This window comes from Glycomyces buryatensis (assembly GCF_004912275.1).
Lineage (GTDB): Bacteria > Actinomycetota > Actinomycetes > Mycobacteriales > Micromonosporaceae > Glycomyces > Glycomyces buryatensis.
The window spans coordinates 21,473-36,542 of record NZ_STGY01000065.1 but is presented as its reverse complement, the minus strand read 5'-3'; the positions used below and the strand labels follow the sequence as shown (position 1 = coordinate 36,542).

General features: G+C 63.0%; 20 protein-coding genes and 1 pseudogene. 10 read left to right on the top strand and 11 right to left on the bottom strand.

Features of this window, described 5'->3' with window-relative positions; translation table 11 throughout:
• Positions 1 to 168 precede the first annotated feature (168 nt).
• The 3 genes from FAB82_RS17395 to FAB82_RS17385 all read left to right on the top strand — a co-directional run bounded on the left by FAB82_RS17395 (position 169) and on the right by FAB82_RS17385 (position 1,643).
• Positions 169 to 1,032, top strand: coding sequence for a helix-turn-helix domain-containing protein (locus FAB82_RS17395; protein ID WP_136535811.1), 864 nt, complete (start codon positions 169 to 171; stop codon positions 1,030 to 1,032).
• On the top strand, positions 1,029 to 1,262 hold the full coding sequence (locus FAB82_RS17390; RefSeq protein WP_136535810.1) for a DUF397 domain-containing protein: 234 nt from the start codon (positions 1,029 to 1,031) through the stop codon (positions 1,260 to 1,262). The genes FAB82_RS17395 and FAB82_RS17390 overlap by 4 nt, the downstream gene beginning before the upstream one ends.
• Before the next feature lie 132 nt (positions 1,263 to 1,394).
• Positions 1,395 to 1,643 carry a hypothetical protein gene (locus FAB82_RS17385; RefSeq protein ID WP_136535809.1) on the top strand — a complete coding sequence of 83 codons (249 nt, stop codon included), beginning with the start codon at positions 1,395 to 1,397 and terminating at the stop codon, positions 1,641 to 1,643.
• 62 nt (positions 1,644 to 1,705) lie between these two features.
• Here FAB82_RS17385 and FAB82_RS17380 read toward each other — a convergent pair whose 3' ends face one another.
• The 5 genes from FAB82_RS17380 to FAB82_RS17360 form a co-directional block, all read right to left on the bottom strand.
• Positions 1,706 to 2,131, bottom strand: coding sequence for a type I-C CRISPR-associated protein Cas8c/Csd1 (locus FAB82_RS17380; RefSeq protein WP_168801654.1), 426 nt, complete (start codon positions 2,129 to 2,131; stop codon positions 1,706 to 1,708).
• Positions 2,132 to 2,277: 146 nt separating this feature from the next.
• Positions 2,278 to 2,871 carry a hypothetical protein gene (locus FAB82_RS17375; protein ID WP_168801653.1) on the bottom strand — a complete coding sequence of 198 codons (594 nt, stop codon included), beginning with the start codon at positions 2,869 to 2,871 and terminating at the stop codon, positions 2,278 to 2,280.
• A gap of 57 nt (positions 2,872 to 2,928) precedes the next feature.
• Positions 2,929 to 3,510, bottom strand: coding sequence for a hypothetical protein (locus FAB82_RS17370; protein WP_136535806.1), 582 nt, complete (start codon positions 3,508 to 3,510; stop codon positions 2,929 to 2,931).
• 18 nt (positions 3,511 to 3,528) lie between these two features.
• Complete coding sequence (locus tag FAB82_RS17365) at positions 3,529 to 4,137, bottom strand: hypothetical protein (protein ID WP_136535805.1); 609 nt, start codon at positions 4,135 to 4,137, stop codon at positions 3,529 to 3,531.
• 75 nt (positions 4,138 to 4,212) lie between these two features.
• On the bottom strand, positions 4,213 to 4,731 hold the full coding sequence (locus FAB82_RS17360; protein ID WP_136535804.1) for a hypothetical protein: 519 nt from the start codon (positions 4,729 to 4,731) through the stop codon (positions 4,213 to 4,215).
• A 505-nt stretch (positions 4,732 to 5,236) separates the two neighbouring features.
• Here FAB82_RS17360 and FAB82_RS17350 point away from each other — a divergent pair.
• On the top strand, positions 5,237 to 5,593 hold the full coding sequence (locus FAB82_RS17350; protein ID WP_136535803.1) for a hypothetical protein: 357 nt from the start codon (positions 5,237 to 5,239) through the stop codon (positions 5,591 to 5,593).
• A gap of 595 nt (positions 5,594 to 6,188) precedes the next feature.
• Here the strand turns inward: FAB82_RS17350 and FAB82_RS17345 are convergent.
• From FAB82_RS17345 to FAB82_RS17325, 5 genes are all read right to left on the bottom strand, one after another.
• On the bottom strand, positions 6,189 to 6,911 hold the full coding sequence (locus tag FAB82_RS17345) for a hypothetical protein (protein WP_136535802.1): 723 nt from the start codon (positions 6,909 to 6,911) through the stop codon (positions 6,189 to 6,191).
• A 102-nt stretch (positions 6,912 to 7,013) separates the two neighbouring features.
• Positions 7,014 to 7,262 carry a hypothetical protein gene (locus FAB82_RS17340; RefSeq protein ID WP_136535801.1) on the bottom strand — a complete coding sequence of 83 codons (249 nt, stop codon included), beginning with the start codon at positions 7,260 to 7,262 and terminating at the stop codon, positions 7,014 to 7,016.
• Between the two features lie 80 nt (positions 7,263 to 7,342).
• Positions 7,343 to 7,873, bottom strand: a complete 531-nt coding sequence (locus FAB82_RS17335) for a hypothetical protein (protein ID WP_136535800.1) — start codon at positions 7,871 to 7,873, stop codon at positions 7,343 to 7,345.
• 322 nt (positions 7,874 to 8,195) lie between these two features.
• On the bottom strand, positions 8,196 to 8,555 hold the full coding sequence (locus FAB82_RS17330) for a hypothetical protein (RefSeq protein ID WP_136535799.1): 360 nt from the start codon (positions 8,553 to 8,555) through the stop codon (positions 8,196 to 8,198).
• A 283-nt stretch (positions 8,556 to 8,838) separates the two neighbouring features.
• A complete protein-coding gene (locus FAB82_RS17325; protein ID WP_136535798.1) occupies positions 8,839 to 9,207 on the bottom strand; it encodes a hypothetical protein in 369 nt (122 codons plus the stop codon).
• Between the two features lie 1,615 nt (positions 9,208 to 10,822).
• Between FAB82_RS17325 and FAB82_RS17320 the strand changes: the two genes are divergently transcribed.
• The gene (locus FAB82_RS17320) at positions 10,823 to 11,071 is read left to right on the top strand and encodes a hypothetical protein (protein WP_136535797.1); all 249 of its coding nucleotides are present in this window, start codon (positions 10,823 to 10,825) and stop codon (positions 11,069 to 11,071) included.
• A gap of 296 nt (positions 11,072 to 11,367) precedes the next feature.
• On the opposite strand, the gene FAB82_RS17315 is transcribed toward FAB82_RS17320, so the two are convergent.
• Entirely contained in the window at positions 11,368 to 11,619 is a 252-nt protein-coding gene (locus FAB82_RS17315) for a hypothetical protein (protein ID WP_136535796.1), read from the bottom strand.
• A 571-nt stretch (positions 11,620 to 12,190) separates the two neighbouring features.
• Between FAB82_RS17315 and FAB82_RS17310 the strand changes: the two genes are divergently transcribed.
• From FAB82_RS17310 to FAB82_RS27565, 5 genes and pseudogenes are all read left to right on the top strand, one after another.
• Positions 12,191 to 12,703, top strand: a complete 513-nt coding sequence (locus tag FAB82_RS17310; protein WP_136535795.1) for a hypothetical protein — start codon at positions 12,191 to 12,193, stop codon at positions 12,701 to 12,703.
• A gap of 161 nt (positions 12,704 to 12,864) precedes the next feature.
• Positions 12,865 to 13,359, top strand: a pseudogene (locus FAB82_RS28640) (DNA cytosine methyltransferase); the annotation flags it as partial.
• A 25-nt stretch (positions 13,360 to 13,384) separates the two neighbouring features.
• Positions 13,385 to 13,867, top strand: a complete 483-nt coding sequence (locus FAB82_RS28085; protein WP_246039691.1) for a hypothetical protein — start codon at positions 13,385 to 13,387, stop codon at positions 13,865 to 13,867.
• Positions 13,849 to 14,100, top strand: a complete 252-nt coding sequence (locus FAB82_RS28080; protein ID WP_246039690.1) for a hypothetical protein — start codon at positions 13,849 to 13,851, stop codon at positions 14,098 to 14,100. Before FAB82_RS28085 ends, FAB82_RS28080 begins: the two co-directional genes overlap by 19 nt.
• Before the next feature lie 256 nt (positions 14,101 to 14,356).
• Positions 14,357 to 15,067 carry a peptidoglycan-binding domain-containing protein gene (locus tag FAB82_RS27565; protein WP_211116649.1) on the top strand — a complete coding sequence of 237 codons (711 nt, stop codon included), beginning with the start codon at positions 14,357 to 14,359 and terminating at the stop codon, positions 15,065 to 15,067.
• Positions 15,068 to 15,070: the final 3 nt, after the last annotated feature.

Genomic DNA, 15,070 nt, shown 5'->3' with positions numbered 1-15,070 from the left:
TGTGCCGAACGCCACGTGTTGATGATGGCACATCAAGATCTAGAACGCAACGTAGCATGACCATGCAGCATTCGGAGATTTCGCCTCGTGTAGCAACTGGGGTAAGCTCCACCCCACAGGCATGCCGATTGGCCTGGGTATCCTGACCACCTACCGGAGGGGGCACTCGTGGAGGACGTAGGCAAGCAGCCAACCATCAGGGCTCGATGGCTCGGCAAGGAGCTGCAAGAGCTTCGGAAAGCCGCGGATGTCGAGGTCCAGGCAGTCGCACAGTTCTTGGGTAAGCAGCGCGCGGTCGTGTCCCGGTTCGAGCGAGGCGAGTTCCCAATCTCGATCGATGAGCTTCCAGGTCTCCTCGACCTCTACCGAGTCAGGGACCTGAAGACTCGCGCAAATCTGCTCAAACTTGCGCAAGAGGTCACCCAGCGAGGGTGGGCAGATGGGCACGGAATCGGCAGCGGCTTGGCTAACTTCATCTGGCTGGAAGAGAACGCTCAACGGATGCTCATCCTGAGCACTGTTGTGGTGCCCGGTCTGATCCAGACTCCCGATTATGCACGTACTCTGTTCGAGGTTCGGACCGATGAAGAGGACGCCGAGCAGGCGAATCGATGGCTTGAGACTCGCCAGATTCGAGGATCGCTAATCCAAGACCCCGGCGGACCGATCGTGCGAGTTCTGTTCCTGGAGACGGTTCTCGACCACCATGTCGGTGGGAATACCGTGATGTCTGGTCAGATCAGCCACTTGATCGACACCGCTGGGCTTCCGCAAGTCGAACTGAGGGCGCTTCCCCGCGGTGTCTGGAAGCACATCGGTTTGAGTGTCGAGACGGGGTTCACCCTGTTTGAGATGCGCAACGACTGGCCGACCGTGGTTGCTACGGACAGCCCTGCCGGAACGGTCTACGCAGAATCGCCTGACATAGACTGGATAGCAGAGGGATTTGAGTCCCTCTGGAACGATGAAGCTCTGAATGAAGTTCAGAGCATCGATCTCCTTAAGGCTAAGTTGAAGGACGTGACGAGATGACCAGCCACAACACAGAGAGCACGCGAGCGCTCCAGGCTGGAGAGGGATGGCGCAAGAGCAGCCGAAGCGCCAACAACGGCAATGGCAGTGACTGCGTCGAGGCCCGCGCCACTGGTGACGGCTTCGAGGTTCGGGACTCCAAGCTTGGCATGGAATCTCCCCGTTTCCCTCTGTCCACCAATGCCTTTGGATCCCTGCTTACCGGCATCAAGTCCGGCGAGATCGCCTAGCCGCCCCGCACCTTCGAGGCGCGCTCCCCACCCTAGGGGGGCGCGTTTTTGCGTTCCCCTCGAACCCCCATGACCAGCTTCGCGACGGTAAAGTGTCGGATACCCGACACAACTTGATCCGGAGGACCCCACATGGACATCGAACCCCGGGAAGACGGCTCGGTCGAATCCGTCGTCCAGGCATACCGGAAGAAGCTCGGCCTCCAGGTCGACGAGGAACCCCCGTTCGTCGAGGCCGAGGTGATCGAGGAGGACGAGCAGGCTTCGCCGCCCGCGACTGGCGGTAGCCCGGTCTTCCAAAACAACTACTACGGCGGTGCCCCGAAGAAGGTCACTCAAGTGAACGGCACGCTCAACATCACGAGCCTCGACGACCTGTAGAAACGACAGAACCCCCGGCCTCATGGCCGGGGGTTTCCCGTTTGCTCTCCGCGTACGTGGCTTCAATCCTGCGTGTCGGGGTCCTTGACCACCTTGGATGTCAGGCCGCGCAGGTCGGCGGATTGGTGCTGGTAGCCGAGATTCAGGATCAAGCTGTCGTGCTGGCCGAGGTGCTCGGGGACCTCGTCGATCAGGCCGAACAGTGCGCTCTTCGTCCGTTCGAGGTAGGCGGCGCGCTTCGGCGCTCGGTGCCGCAGCGCCTTCATGGCGAGGGAGGCTTTCTGTTCGCCCTGGACGATCGCGCGGCGGGCGCGGCCGGCGACCGCGTCCGGCCAATGGGTCTCCTTGTAGGCGTCGCGGGCCCGCTCGCCGGTTCCGGCCCGGATGGTCTCCTCGATGAGGGCGATGATGCGGCCAAGGACATAGGGCCTGTCCGTGCGATCCTCGTCGAGGCGGATGATGCGGTCCTGGTCCTGTTCGTCGACCATGAGTGCTTTCCCTTTACGGTTGCAGGGCATGAAAACTGAGCCCGCTAGATCGCGGGCGCGTTTCGTTGCAACCCTCGCCGCTCGTGGCGGCGCCAGCGCCCCGGAGGGCGATATCCCGCGAGCCTAACCCTCGGCTCGCCCCAGTGCTATCCCTCGGGGAGGTCCTTCGGGAGCTTCCAGGCCGCCCGGCGCTCCTCGGTCCACCATTCGGGGTCGGGAACACGGATCAGGAGGTCCTTGTCCGCGGGTTCGCGTTCGAGGTACTCGAATCCTCCGTGCTTGACCCTCCACGCTGTGGGCGGGGCGTCCGGATCGTAGGCGAGGACTTCGCCGTTGGCCCGGATCGCCCTGTACCAGGCGATGAGCTTGGAAGTGCGCTCGTCGTCAAGTTCAGCGCCGGAGATTCGGACGCGGAGGTGATCGAAAGCGCGCATGTAGGCGGCTGCCCGCTGGTGGCTGGTGGTGACCTTCCAGGGCCAGAATGGCGCGAGCTGGGTCCGGTAGGGGACGGGAGCACCGGGGGTCTTGCGCGTCCATCGGCTGATCGTGGCGCGGCTGACGCCCTTGCTGCGTGCGAGGTCAGCTTGGGTGATCCTGCCTGCGTCGAGGGCGGCGAGTTCCTCGGCGGTGATTCGCGGCTTCTGTTCCACCACTGACGCGCCCCCTCCCTGTCCAAGTTCGGACTCAGGGTACCTGAGCTGGAGAACGGGAACTTCGGTCATGGTGGGGGTCGCGGTCATGGTCGCCTCCTTTCGCGGTCGGGAGGGACCCGCCGGAGCGGGCCCCTCGTTCGGTTTCTAGCCGTTCAGGTCCTCGATCATCACGGCCCGCTGCGCGGGCAGCGTCCAGTAGAACCCGTTCGTCGACTCGAACTCAATGTGCGCGACACCGTACGGGTGGTGGGAGGTCCGCTTGACCGTGTGCCACTGGACCGCCCCGTGGCGGTCGATGACGACCTGGCGGACGATGTCGCCGGACTTGACCTCGGCGGCGCGGACGCGCCGGGTGCGGTGCTCGTGGGTGCCGCTCGGGTCGGGCTCCCTCCGGTAGACGCGCTTGGCGAGCCCGTCGCCGGTCCCGGTGAAGCCGAACGCGGTGTAGATGCGCTCGTACCGCTCTTCGTGGTCGGGGAACAGGGCGTTCACGCCGCCTTCGATGCAGTACTGGCGGGCGTCGGCCAGGAGGCAGAGCTGCGCGAGCGCGCGCTGCGCCTTGATCTCTCCGGAGCCCGGGACGATGTCGAAGGTGGCGAGCTGGATCGTGAACTCGTCGGGGATGACGACGCCGGCGAGGTTGACGTGGTGCTGGTTGTGGACGTGGACGCTGAGGCGGTCGAGGGCCTTCTGCGCGTAGCGGTCGCGGTCTTCTTGGCTGATCATTCGAGGGTGCTCTTTCTGCTAAGACTGTGCGGCGGGGTCGAGGGTGAGCGGCTGGGCGCATCCGGAGGTGAAGCACTCGTGGCCGCGGTGGAACGCTTGAGCCGAAGTCGACTCGGCGACGCCAGGGCGGGTCTCGCTGGCGGTGCGGTACTCGCACTCGATCAGGTCGAGGTCGTAGTCCTCGATGCCTGAGCGGAGGCCGTGGCGCAGGAGCCGCTTGTAGACGTTGGCGCGCAGTTCCCGACGCCATTTCAGCGCCGCCTGGTACAGGTCGAAGCGGCTGGCGCCGCTGTCGACCGGCGCGTAGCCGTCGCCGCCGATCGGGCGGTGGGCGTAGGTGAACGAGACCTGGCCGTCCTCGGTGAAGGTGTAGTTGTAGCTGTGCTCGACACCCCACTTGTGAGCGTCCTTGCGGGCGGGGCCTTCCTCGGTCGGGAGGTCCTGGATCTTCAGTGCCTCGACGTAGGAGCGGTAACCGTCGAGGCTCCAGTCCAGGCCGTTGGACCAGGTCTCGAACACGTAGGCGGCCATGTTGGGGATCTGGTAGTGCGGCGATCCCCAGTGGAGGTAGAAGTGCGCGCTCGAAGCGCCGGGGAAGTTGAGCGTGGTTTGTGCGGGCGAACCCATCGGCTTGTGCTCCTTCTCTCTTCGGTTCCTAATCCGGAGGAGGGCGCACCGCGCGAGCGGTGCGCCGACCTCGGGCTAGGAGCGCGGCCCTGACCTGGCGAATCGGTCGTAGTAGGCGGTGTCGCCGCCCCACGGGATGGAGTCGACGCCTTCCCACAGGAACGACAGGACGTGCTGGCGGAGCGCCTGGCAGAAGGCGTACGGTTCGGATTCCTCCCACCCGCGGCCCTCGTTGGTCTGATACGCGTAGAACTTGATCTCCTTGTCGACTGAGGCCACGAGGGTGGGGATCAGCGCCTTGTCGGTGGTGGCCGGGTTGCAGCTCTTGACGCGCGTGAAGCGGTAGGGCCCTTCGCCTCTGACCTCGGCCGTGCCGTACCGGCCTGCGTAGACGGCATGGTTCGCCTGGTCGAGCATCTTCCCGACCGGCTCGGGCTCCCAGTCGTCGAAGACATGGCGCGCGACCGTGCCGTCCTCGTTCTTGCTCTCCCAGGCCAGCGGCCCCGTGCTCTGGAGGTCGTGGCGCCAGTCCTTCCACATTGCAGCGGTGAGGAGGATATCGATGCAGCCCTTGGAAACTCGCATTACAGACATGTCTGTCCTTTCTCTCGGTTCCTAATCCGGTAGCTCGAATGTTACACATACCTAGGTATGTGTGCAACATGAGGGGTGTGCTTCTTTATATTCAGGCTGGTCAGAGCGCCCGAGCGGGCGCGGCGAACGGCTCCCGGCGGACTGGCCGCTGCGGTGCCGTCTCGTCATGGAGCGGGACCGGCGGCGGTGCCAATGGCTCCGGGCCGACACCGGGGAGCCGTGCGAGGTCCCGGCGACCGATGTGGACCACATCGAGCCCGGCGACAACCACGACCTGTCGAACTTGCAAGCCCTCTGCGGGTTCCATCACCACAAGAAGAACGGGCAAGAGACGGCGGGGGCGAGGCCGCCGCGGGCGCGGCCGGCGCCGCGCCACCCCGGGCTGATCGGGTAGGGCGTGGCGGCCGGGGTGGGGTGCCCGGGGTAGGGGGGTGTGCCGGGGGGAGGGTCCGGGGTGGGGTATCGAGGGGAGGGGTAGTCCCCGACTCCGCACTAGGATGAGCGCATGGAGCACCCGCACTGGCATTACGTGTCGATGGACCTCGACCCGATCGCCCTGACCATCACGCCGGTGTTCTCGCCGCCCTTGACAGACCGCGTCATCGCCCACCTGGAAACTCAGCGGCTGCTCGATGCGGCGGCCGTGTTCAAACCCGAGATCGCCGAGGCGGCGAAGCTGTGGCGGTGCGGAGCCGACGACGATTTCGTTCAGGCCGGGGGCCGCCTCACGTGGGCGATCTTCGAGTGTGAAGGCGCTAGCTGCGAGGCTGGCCGCCAGGCGTACCTGGATGACTGGGCCGCCAATATCGAGGCGGCGACCGGCGTAGCGCTCCGCGTGCCGCGGGTCGAGACGGACGCCTGAGAAGCGGCCGGACCTCGCCGCCCGCTACCCTGGAACCTGCCAGGTGCCCGCGCCCCTAGAGAAGCTGCCAGGGTCGCGTACGCGGAAGGCCCGGCCATCGAGGGCAGATCCTTTATGCGGCATATGCACCATAGATCACCTTCATACCATATTGTGCATATGCCCCATATGGCACCTCTGCGCCATATGTCCGATATCCGTTTCATAGACATATTGACCAAATGTCGGATTCTGACCTGGGATTTCGTTGACCTGGCCGGCGGCGCCGCTCCCTCGCGGTACGCGACAGCCTCAGTGTCGCTCTCTCGAATGCGGACTACCTGACTACCTTCTGACTACCTGAGTCCACTGTGAGGCTCTCAGAATCGACGCTAGGCCGCTTAAACGATGCCTTCCGATTCGGTCGCATCCGATTGGGGGGCAACAGGAAAGCGGCCTAGCGAGTGCTAGGCCGCTCGTATCCCGAGAGGCTGACCAGGGTTCGCGGTTGGGTCCGTTCGCGTCCCTGCGAGGCTCACAGCGGGTTCCGCAGGGCATGAAAAAACCCGCACCGGTCACCCGGTGCGGGTTTTCTCGTGAGCGTGACCGGGTGAGGTCACCCGACCGGAACGAACTTCTCTGTCGACTTGAGTTGGTGCGTGTGCGCGTACCGCTTGCCATGCCCGTACGGCTTGGACAGCGGCACGGACGCGAGCGCGCGGTATCGGAGCGCGTCATGCATCGCTAGCATCCGGTCCATGTGGTCCGTGATCTTGCGCGACTCCTCATCAGGCATCGGAAGCGATCGGTAAACGCACACCGACCCGTTCCCGCCATCCTCGATCACGTCCATGTGAATCGAGAGCGTGTACACGGAGTCGAACTCCAGATTCGGGATCGCGTCCAAGTCGCTCGCGACCGAACGGGACAGCTCCTCAACCGTGGTCACAGAGTATTCACGGAGGATCGTGAGGACTCCCACCTTGAGCTTGACCTGAACGGTTTCGGGGGATTCGATCGGAACGCACACGCGCTCCACATCCACCCGCATCACGTGCTTAAGGTTGGGATCGGTATTGACCCCAAGCGCTCCGCTGTCCATCACGTGCAGTCGGGGTGAGGGACTCTGCGGCATCCGGTTGGCGTTCATGTCCTGCGGAGTGATGATCTCCAACTCAGGATTGTTGCTCAGATCTGCCTGAATGCGCGAGTGCAATTCCGCCTCAGTCTTGGCGTAATAGTCGCGCATGAACTCGATGTGTCCGACCCGCAAGCGGATGGGGACGTTCTTGTCTTTGAATCGGGACTTCTCGTATTTCCCGATTTCGTAGTCTGCCACGTTCGATCCTCTCGTGTCACGCCTACCATATTTTAGCAGGCTGCGGAATAGTCCTATCCCGGATATCGGTTCACAGCCTCTCGACTGTGAGCCAATAACCGACTAGGCTCTAATCGGCCTAATCGAGTACGTGAAGCCGTTCACCTTGATTGACTTTTCGAGACCAAGCGATTGCAGCGGCTCAACCGCGTTCGCTAGCTCCCCTTCATTCAGCCACGGATTGTGAATCGCAACCCGTTCAATCGCACCCGCTCTCGCGAGTTCGACACTCGGGAAATCAGTCTCAAGCACAAGTGACGTTCTCCGATTCCCGCATTCGCTGAACAGCGTGAAGCGCTTTTCCTCCGACATGTCCTCTCCTCTCTGTCCGTCCCTAGAACGGATAAAGGCTCACCCGAGTGCATCGGGTGAGCCAATAACCGCCCTAGCGGCTAGGGGAGGTTCGCGCGATCGTTGTAAAGCTCGCGCGCGTCGATTCCGCCAGTCCATGACCCGCCTTCGTCGTAAAGGTTTTCGATCGTGATCACGACTTCAAACCATGACGGGTAGTCGCGCGCGTTCCCGTACTCTGCGTACTGCGCTTCGTTCACGTACTCGACAGTCACGCGCTGGGGTCCGTCAAGCAAGGCGTAACAGGTCCCGCCCTCATCGATCGTGTACCCGTCCGACGTGATCGCGCAATTCGGTACCGGGCGGTTGTCTTTCGCCCACGATTCCAGCGCGTCCAAGTCCGCGCGGTACGGGTTCTCTCCCACCCTGCGGAACCATGAGCGCGTCTGCTCGATATCGTCGAGTACGCCAGGGTTCAGCGCACCCGTTGAAGCGAACGCTGCGAGGTCGGAACCAACGGCCCCGGGTGACTGGTAGGCCGCTGCAATTTCGCGCGCCGTAGACGCGCTAAGCGGCTCTTCGTACTCCTCTGAGAACGTGACCTCATCCTCGATATCCAAGATATCGGTCATGCGTACGCCTCCACTCGCTTGATAGGGGTATATGACCATTCGATCAGGTACCATTCCTGATCGTTGATCGTGATGGTTTCCGGCGGTTGGATATCGCCATGCTCCTTGCACCGGTACGAATCGAAGTAATCCGTTTCAGTGCCATCTAGAACGGACTCGCCGTAATTGAATCCGTAAATGGTGAACATGTACCCGTGTGCTCTCTGCGGGTTATGGCAGTCGCACGTTTCGAAGGGTTCCATGCATCCTCTTTTCTCGTGTTCCTAATCCGAGGACACAACCCATGAACCCTTGGGTTCACGGATCATGCAAACGGTTAGGCTCAACCGCGAACGAACCACGGCGTACGCCAGTCGTATTCGCTCTGAATATCGCTGATTCGCTGATTTCGGCTGACAAAGAACAGCGTCTCTTTCGAGGCTTCCGCCAAGTCAGCGAACATTTCATTCATTCTCTCGTTACGCGAACCGAAATTCGCCCAACCCTTACGAACCCGCTGCGACGCTTCCCCTATGAGTTGAAAGTGTCGAGGTTCATCGAACGCGACCACCCAATACCGGGCGTTGAACTTAATTCCATCGATCCGACCGGACTCGCACCACGGGGCACCACGTCGGAACTCGATTTCAGCGTTAGGGTGGATTTCAATCCACTCTATCTCGATAGGCAATCTGTTGCCCATTGCTTTCATGCTCCTTTGCTGCGTTAGTTGGATCGCACCATGTACTCAATGAGAGGTGCGCCATTGGACATAATCGTTTTCTCAACAGCCGTACGCGCTTTGTTCAGCTTGTCGACTCGTTCGAAAGCGCGTCGCGTCGTTTGGTATTCGGCTATCAAGCTACGGAATCCGTCCGAATGGATCATGACGACTTCATAGAACACTCGGGTTCTCCTCTCCTAGTCTCGTGAGCGCGTCTACAGACCTAGGGATCGTGGCCTGTAGACGACTCACTAGCTAGGAGTTAGTCCAGAAAGTCCGGGTGGATATACCACCCTCGCAACTCGTGATAGTGCCTCAGCACGATCTGATACGCGTCACTCAATGCATTCCCTTGATGATCTAGGGAAACCGCACCGGTCACGCCGTAGTCCAGCGCGACCGTATTAGTGATGTCGCTAACTAGACTCCACATCGTGAGTTTCCCGTAATACTCGGTGTCCCACCATTCGCGCGCATCTTCGCGAATCATCCGCACAGCATCGAAATAGGTCATGCTCTGATAGATGAAGCGATTCACCTTCCGTCGCGCGGCCTTCCGCTCTGCCTCGGAATACTCATCGCTGAAAGCGATCGATTCCCAATGCGCGCGATCTTCCTTGTCTTCGGACATTTCATGTCCTCTCTGTTCCTAATCCGGATAGCGGCTCACGTGCAAGACGTGAGCCAATAACCGACTAGGCATCTCTCACATAATCGATGCACGGTTTCAGGAATTCGTCATATGACGTGACCGTGGTCCGGTCACGCTCGAAATCCCAAACGGTAATTGCTGCCACGGGTCGCATATTTGACCCATGAAAGACGTTGATATACCTGCCACGACCGATATACGGCCACCATTTGAACGTGAATCCACTGAACGTGACCGAATACTCTCGCATTTGATACGGCATTCTGCTGTCCCTCTCGTGTTCCTAATCCGAGAAAGAAAAGACACGGGACGGAATCGCCCCGTGTCTCACTCACCCGATAGGGTCACTTCGCAGGCTGGCACGCATCCTCAAAGGTCGACCAATTGAAATTCGAGTTCTCCGACTTGCAGAATCGTCCGAATTCCTGAATCAATTCCTTGCGCTGCTCTTCTGTCAAGTCGGTACCTGCGAGGATCGCAGCGATCGAACGGAAGTGCTTACGAGACATAGCCATGAGGGTTTCCCTTCTCTGTCCTAAACCGAGAGAGCACGCACACGCACAGCCGAAACTGTGTGACTCGTGTGCGACTCGCACGGTAGGAAACGGCGTATTCGCTGGTCAATCACCCTGTTCAGTTCTCAAACAACAGGCCACACGCACCCGACCGGGGTCCGGACGTTCACGCACAGCTCGCGAGGCTGGGAGCTTCGCCCGTCAAGTGCAACACATACCTAGGTATGTATGCAACGCGGAGGGCATGGTTTTGCCCGAACGGTTAGGCAGGTATCCACTGAACGGTTGATGTGTGGCAGGTATCCACGGGCGCGGCTCACGCACTACGGGAGCGGCATTAGGTCGCGCCCATGCCTCTCTTTAGGCAACGCGCTACGGACGCGCCAGCGGGTCACCAGGGGAGCGGCGTAGCCGCGCGACGGGGGAGTGTCCGCCAGGTCGCGCGCCGGCGGCGCCGCGCCGGCTTACTCGCAAGGGGGGACGTAAGGGGGTGCGCTGCAAGGGGTCGCCATGCAAGGGCCCTAGTGCATAAGCGCACTAATAGTGCATACACATATATGATCATACTAATCATTATCTAATTCATATTAGATAATAATTCATTCATTATATATCTAATGCGTTCAATCAAGATAATCAATCATAAATAAGAAACAAGATCAATCGCACCACTCATGAACTCATTCGTAATTCATGAATCAATCATCACTCTAAACATGTCTTGTCACAACGGACATTCGTGATCAAAGCTTCATAGATTTCAGAATCGGGCATTCGGGACCAGGGGGACAACCCCGACACGCTCCAAACCTCTTCCGCAGCGGCAAAGCTGAAGATTCTCCGCCTGGTGTTGCCTACGGAGCGTAATTGGCGCTTTTGGAACGATTGACCAGGTAATTTGGTCTCTCCTCGCGCGCGGGCGCGAGATCTGCGGTAAGTGGCCTGGCAGAGCCACCTTTGACCGCCGCTGCCATTTGCGATTCGAGAGTACGACACGCGTCAACACTGGGCAGATGCACGTGCACCGGCCCATCCATCCTCACCTGCGATTGCACTGTGTAACCAGCGACAATCGGGGAATGAACCTCCCGAACTTCGGGCCCTGGATCGCCGTCGCGGTTGCAATACCCTCCGCCGTCTGCCTTCTCATCGCGCTCGTTTCCCTGCGCGGAGCACCAACCGAGCAACGCCCCGCGATCCTCTACGCCTTGGCCGATGTCGCTCGCGCGCTGCTGTTCCGGGGCGGCGGATCGGCGACACCGCCGGAACCGGAAGGGCAGGACGTTGAGGTAGAGGCGGAACGGGAGAATTCTGCACCTAGGCCGTAACCACAGGCAGGACTGATTTGTCTCGTCCCCGCCTCGACTGTGGTCTACAACAGGTAGATGGACTCTCCCCCTTGGTCCCTGGATTGCCAAAGCCGCAGGCGCTTCGCGCGCGGCCCAAGAAGGCCCCAGCCACAGTTGGGGGCCTTTACATCTCGAATCTGTACTGCCTGCCGCTGGTGCACCAAAGAGTACGCGCCCCTGCGTACCCTTCGTATTTTCGCTGATCAGGCTAAGGGGTACACGCTTTGTGTGTACCCCTTAGAGCTGTCGGCCGGAGGATGGAGTCCTCGGTGCCGCTAGCGTAGGCCGTCGCCGATGATCCAGGGCTCGTCCGGCTCGCGGCGTCGGTCCTGGCAATCGGGGCAGACCATGAACGGCACCAGCGAACGTACTCCGTCCGGTGCTAGCCAGCGGTCGCCGCCGTCGTCGAGCCGCTCCACGTATCCGACGCCGCCGCACCGCAGGCACCCCGCCGGATCGAATTCCGGCGGCTCGGTCCGGTGAATCCACGCGATCCACTCCGGCAGCTCAGGCTCGTCGAAGCTCATGCATTGCAGCCTACCGGGAGTGAAGCCGGTCTCACTTTCCTCCGGCGGCCTCCAAAACGGCCTCCGCCGCACACCATCCCTTATGAAGAACGGGGAAGGGGGATAAAGGGGGTAGGGGTCTCAGAGCGAGCCCTGGCGAGCGACAATCTCGCTCTCTTCTGAATCTTCTCTTCAGAACCAGCCCTTGAGGGCTGGTGACTGAAAGTAACTGAACAAGACTCCAATCGGAGAGACAGAGAACCACCTGAACAGGTTCTCCTCTGGCTGACCCTCAAGGGTCAGCCGAAGAGTTTCACTCTCTCCGTTCAAGGTCCGTTGTTCTCCTTAGGTCCGTAACGCGCGTGCGCGCGCGGCGACCGCAACGCGGTCGGGATCTTCTGGCCGAAGCGAACTTCCGGCTCCGGCGCTCAGCGCCGGAGGAGATCTTGACTCCGGTGCTTCTGGTCTGTCTCCGTCGTTTCATGACCCCTCCGCTTCGCTCCGGGGTCATGTTCGCCCCGGCGCTCGAATCCGAACCGCTTCGCGGTTCGTCTTCTTCGCACCGGGGCTCACTCCAGAGGGGCACGCATCGATGACCGTCACTGCTACAGCTTCGCGCGCGATCGAGTACGTTCCCGTGCCGGTCGACGACCTCGGCGGCGTCGGCGAGTTCCTCGCCCCGCGCCTGGAAGGCCGGACGCTCGTCGCCGCGCTGGCCGCGATCGACGACCACGATGTCATCCACGGCATGGCCCTCCTGGGCGACCTCGGGCAGCGGCCCACCTACCGGGCGGCCGAGATCGTCGCGGTCCTCGCCCTGGGCACGCCCGGCGTCGCCGAGGACCTCATGGCGGGCGTGACCGAGCTGGCCCGCACCCTGAAGTTCGGTGCGCTCTACGTGGACGTGGTCGAAGCCGATTACACGATCGGCGGCCTCGTGCCCGGCTGGGTCGAGGACCACGAGTGGACCCGCCTGGCCCTGCGCCCGGCCGCAGCCCCCGCCGGCATCTCCTCCACCGAGTGGTGGTCACGCCCCCTCAACTTCGACCCCGATGGCTCCCACGAGGACTCGACCGAAGTCCTTGGCGCCGACTGCGGCGCCTGACCTACGCGGCCCGGCTCCGAACACACACCCTCGTGTTCGGGCCGCCGCAGCACCATCGGGGCACCCCCGCCGCCCGGCCGCCCCGCCAACGCCCCCACGGGCGCGGCGGCCGGGCCGCCCCTCGAAGGGGTGCGGAGCTACTCCGCACCCCTTTCCCTGACATGGACATTCACCCCACCCCCTCCCCACCTCGGCCGCTCCGGATCGGCTCCCTGTGCTCCGGATCGGGAGCCCTCGACCTCGCGGTCCGCGAAGTCCTCGGCGGGCGCATCACCTGGCACGCCGAGACCGACAAAGCCGCGGCCTCAGTCCTCGCCGCCCACTGGCCCGAACCGCCCAACCACGGCGACCTGACCTCCCTCGACTGGAACGAGGTCGAGGGGGTCGACATGATCACGGCTGGCTTTCCGTGCCAGCCGATCAGCAACGCGGGCAAGAGGAAAGGCACCGAGGATGACCGCTGGATCTGGCCGCACATCGTGGAAGGCATTCGCCTCCTTCGACCGAGCTTCGTCCTCCTGGAGAACGTCTCCGCGATCCTCCGACGAGGATTCGACGCCGTCGCCGATTCGCTGGCCGAAAGCGGGTATGACCTGGCGTGGACTTGCCTTCGAGCTTCAGACGTTGGTGCAGCTCATCAAAGAAACCGCTGGTTCGCGCTCGCCTGGCCTTCCGACCCCGATGACTACCGATGCGAATGGGCCCGGTCGCCACGGGACGGGCGGCCCGGATCTGCGGACGGCGATAGCGCTGCTGCCGACGCCGGACGCGACCCACGGCCGCAAGACCACGAGAACCTCGACGCTCCTGGCCGGAGTGGTGACGCTCCTACCGACGCCGCGCGCCTCGGCGAACGAGGACCGGCAGTACAAACCGACCCCGAGCCAGCTCGCCGGGAAGCACGGGAAGTCGCTTCAGGCCGAGGTCTGCTCGCTCCCACTCCTGCCGACGCCCCGGGCCTCCGACACCGGAACGGCCGGACGCCGGCCGGGGAAGGGATTCCGGCCGCCGCTGTCGGCGGTGCTGATCCCGACCCCGCGGGCGACGGACGGCACGAAGGGCTCACCCAATCAGCGCGGCTCGGCCGGGGACTTGACGCTCCCGAGCTGGGCGGTACGGATTGGGGTAAGTACGGACCCGCTGTTGTGCGCTGGTCTGAAGTGATCGGCCGCCAGCCTCCCGCCCCGACCGAGCCCGGCAAGAACGGCCCCCGCTTGTCCCCACGTTTCGTCGAGTGGCTCATGGGCTACGAGCCCGGCCACGTGACCGGCCGGGGCCTCGCCCGCACCGCCGAACTCCGCATCCTCGGCAACGGCGTCGTCCCGCAGCAAGCCGCCTCCGCGTTGCGGGGCCTGCTCAAGGTCGCGCCCCCGAAGCTCCTCGCCCAGTTCTCCTGAGTCCCAAAAGGGGTCCGGTCTAGTCCGGACCCCTTGCCCCTGACCTGGGCGGCGTCTCGACACCGCCGCCCATCCTGCCGCGCCCGGTGCCCTCCTCCCCTCGGGGCACCGGCTCAGCGCACGCGGCTAGCGCCCGCCCGGTTCTGAGGCGTGACTGCCTGCCAGTGAGCAGGCGAAATCCGGGCAACCCCCGGCGCGGGGCTTTCGCTCCTTTCACCCGCGCCGGGGGCTCTCCCCTCACCCCTTGGAGATCCCCTTGGCCTCTTGGCGTCTCGCCAGGTCGCTCCAGGTCCTCAACGCAGAGATTCAGCGCGCCCACCCCGGGACCACCGTGTGGTCTATCGGCGACGAGGACCACCAGAACGGCTACTCCGACCACAACCCCAACGGCGCTGGCGTCGTCTGCGCGATCGATGTCCTCGGCAACGCCGGACTCGACCTCGACATCTTCGCGCGCTACCTGGCCGCGAACCCCACGCGCGCCGTCAAGTACGTCATCCACGACCGCAAGATCTGGTCGAAGGCCCGCGCCTCCGAAGGCTGGCGGCGCTACAACGGCTCGAACCCCCACACCACCCACGTCCACGTCTCCGTGGGCGTCGGCCCGGACGGGCGGTCCACCGGCCCCTACGACGACCAGAGCCCCTGGGGCATCGCCGACCTCGACGAGACCCCGTCGAAGCCGTCGCGGCCCACCACCCCCTCGACTCCGAATTGGACTGATCAGCTCGTGGCCGACCTCTCCACCGTCAAGCAGGACTCGCGCGGCTCCGGCGTCCGCCGCGCCCAGGGTCTCATCCTCGCCTACGGCGGTGCCCCCGCCGCCCGCCTCAAGTCCGCCGGCGGCATTGACGGGATCTTCGGTCCCGGCTCCACCGCCGCGGTGAAGCTCTTCCAGAAGGCCAAGTCCCTCCTGGTCGACGGCATCGTGGGCCCGAAGACCTGGTCCCGCCTCGTCAAGGGCTAGCTG

Excerpts from the sequence above, each read along its gene's own strand:
- FAB82_RS17365 (WP_136535805.1), bottom strand. The coding sequence starts at position 4,137 with ATGGGTTCGCCCGCACAAACCACGCTCAACTTCCCCGGCGCTTCGAGC.
- FAB82_RS17320 (WP_136535797.1), top strand. The coding sequence starts at position 10,823 with ATGAACCTCCCGAACTTCGGGCCCTGGATCGCCGTCGCGGTTGCAATA.
- FAB82_RS17390 (WP_136535810.1), top strand. The coding sequence starts at position 1,029 with ATGACCAGCCACAACACAGAGAGCACGCGAGCGCTCCAGGCTGGAGAG.
- FAB82_RS17380 (WP_168801654.1), bottom strand. The coding sequence starts at position 2,131 with ATGGTCGACGAACAGGACCAGGACCGCATCATCCGCCTCGACGAGGAT.
- FAB82_RS17330 (WP_136535799.1), bottom strand. The coding sequence starts at position 8,555 with ATGGGCAACAGATTGCCTATCGAGATAGAGTGGATTGAAATCCACCCT.
- FAB82_RS28085 (WP_246039691.1), top strand. The coding sequence starts at position 13,385 with ATGACTACCGATGCGAATGGGCCCGGTCGCCACGGGACGGGCGGCCCG.
- FAB82_RS17310 (WP_136535795.1), top strand. The coding sequence starts at position 12,191 with ATGACCGTCACTGCTACAGCTTCGCGCGCGATCGAGTACGTTCCCGTG.
- FAB82_RS17360 (WP_136535804.1), bottom strand. The coding sequence starts at position 4,731 with ATGTCTGTAATGCGAGTTTCCAAGGGCTGCATCGATATCCTCCTCACC.
- FAB82_RS17350 (WP_136535803.1), top strand. The coding sequence starts at position 5,237 with ATGGAGCACCCGCACTGGCATTACGTGTCGATGGACCTCGACCCGATC.
- FAB82_RS17375 (WP_168801653.1), bottom strand. The coding sequence starts at position 2,871 with ATGACCGCGACCCCCACCATGACCGAAGTTCCCGTTCTCCAGCTCAGG.
- FAB82_RS17370 (WP_136535806.1), bottom strand. The coding sequence starts at position 3,510 with ATGATCAGCCAAGAAGACCGCGACCGCTACGCGCAGAAGGCCCTCGAC.
- FAB82_RS17340 (WP_136535801.1), bottom strand. The coding sequence starts at position 7,262 with ATGTCGGAGGAAAAGCGCTTCACGCTGTTCAGCGAATGCGGGAATCGG.
- FAB82_RS17335 (WP_136535800.1), bottom strand. The coding sequence starts at position 7,873 with ATGACCGATATCTTGGATATCGAGGATGAGGTCACGTTCTCAGAGGAG.
- FAB82_RS17325 (WP_136535798.1), bottom strand. The coding sequence starts at position 9,207 with ATGTCCGAAGACAAGGAAGATCGCGCGCATTGGGAATCGATCGCTTTC.
- FAB82_RS17385 (WP_136535809.1), top strand. The coding sequence starts at position 1,395 with ATGGACATCGAACCCCGGGAAGACGGCTCGGTCGAATCCGTCGTCCAG.
- FAB82_RS17315 (WP_136535796.1), bottom strand. The coding sequence starts at position 11,619 with ATGAGCTTCGACGAGCCTGAGCTGCCGGAGTGGATCGCGTGGATTCAC.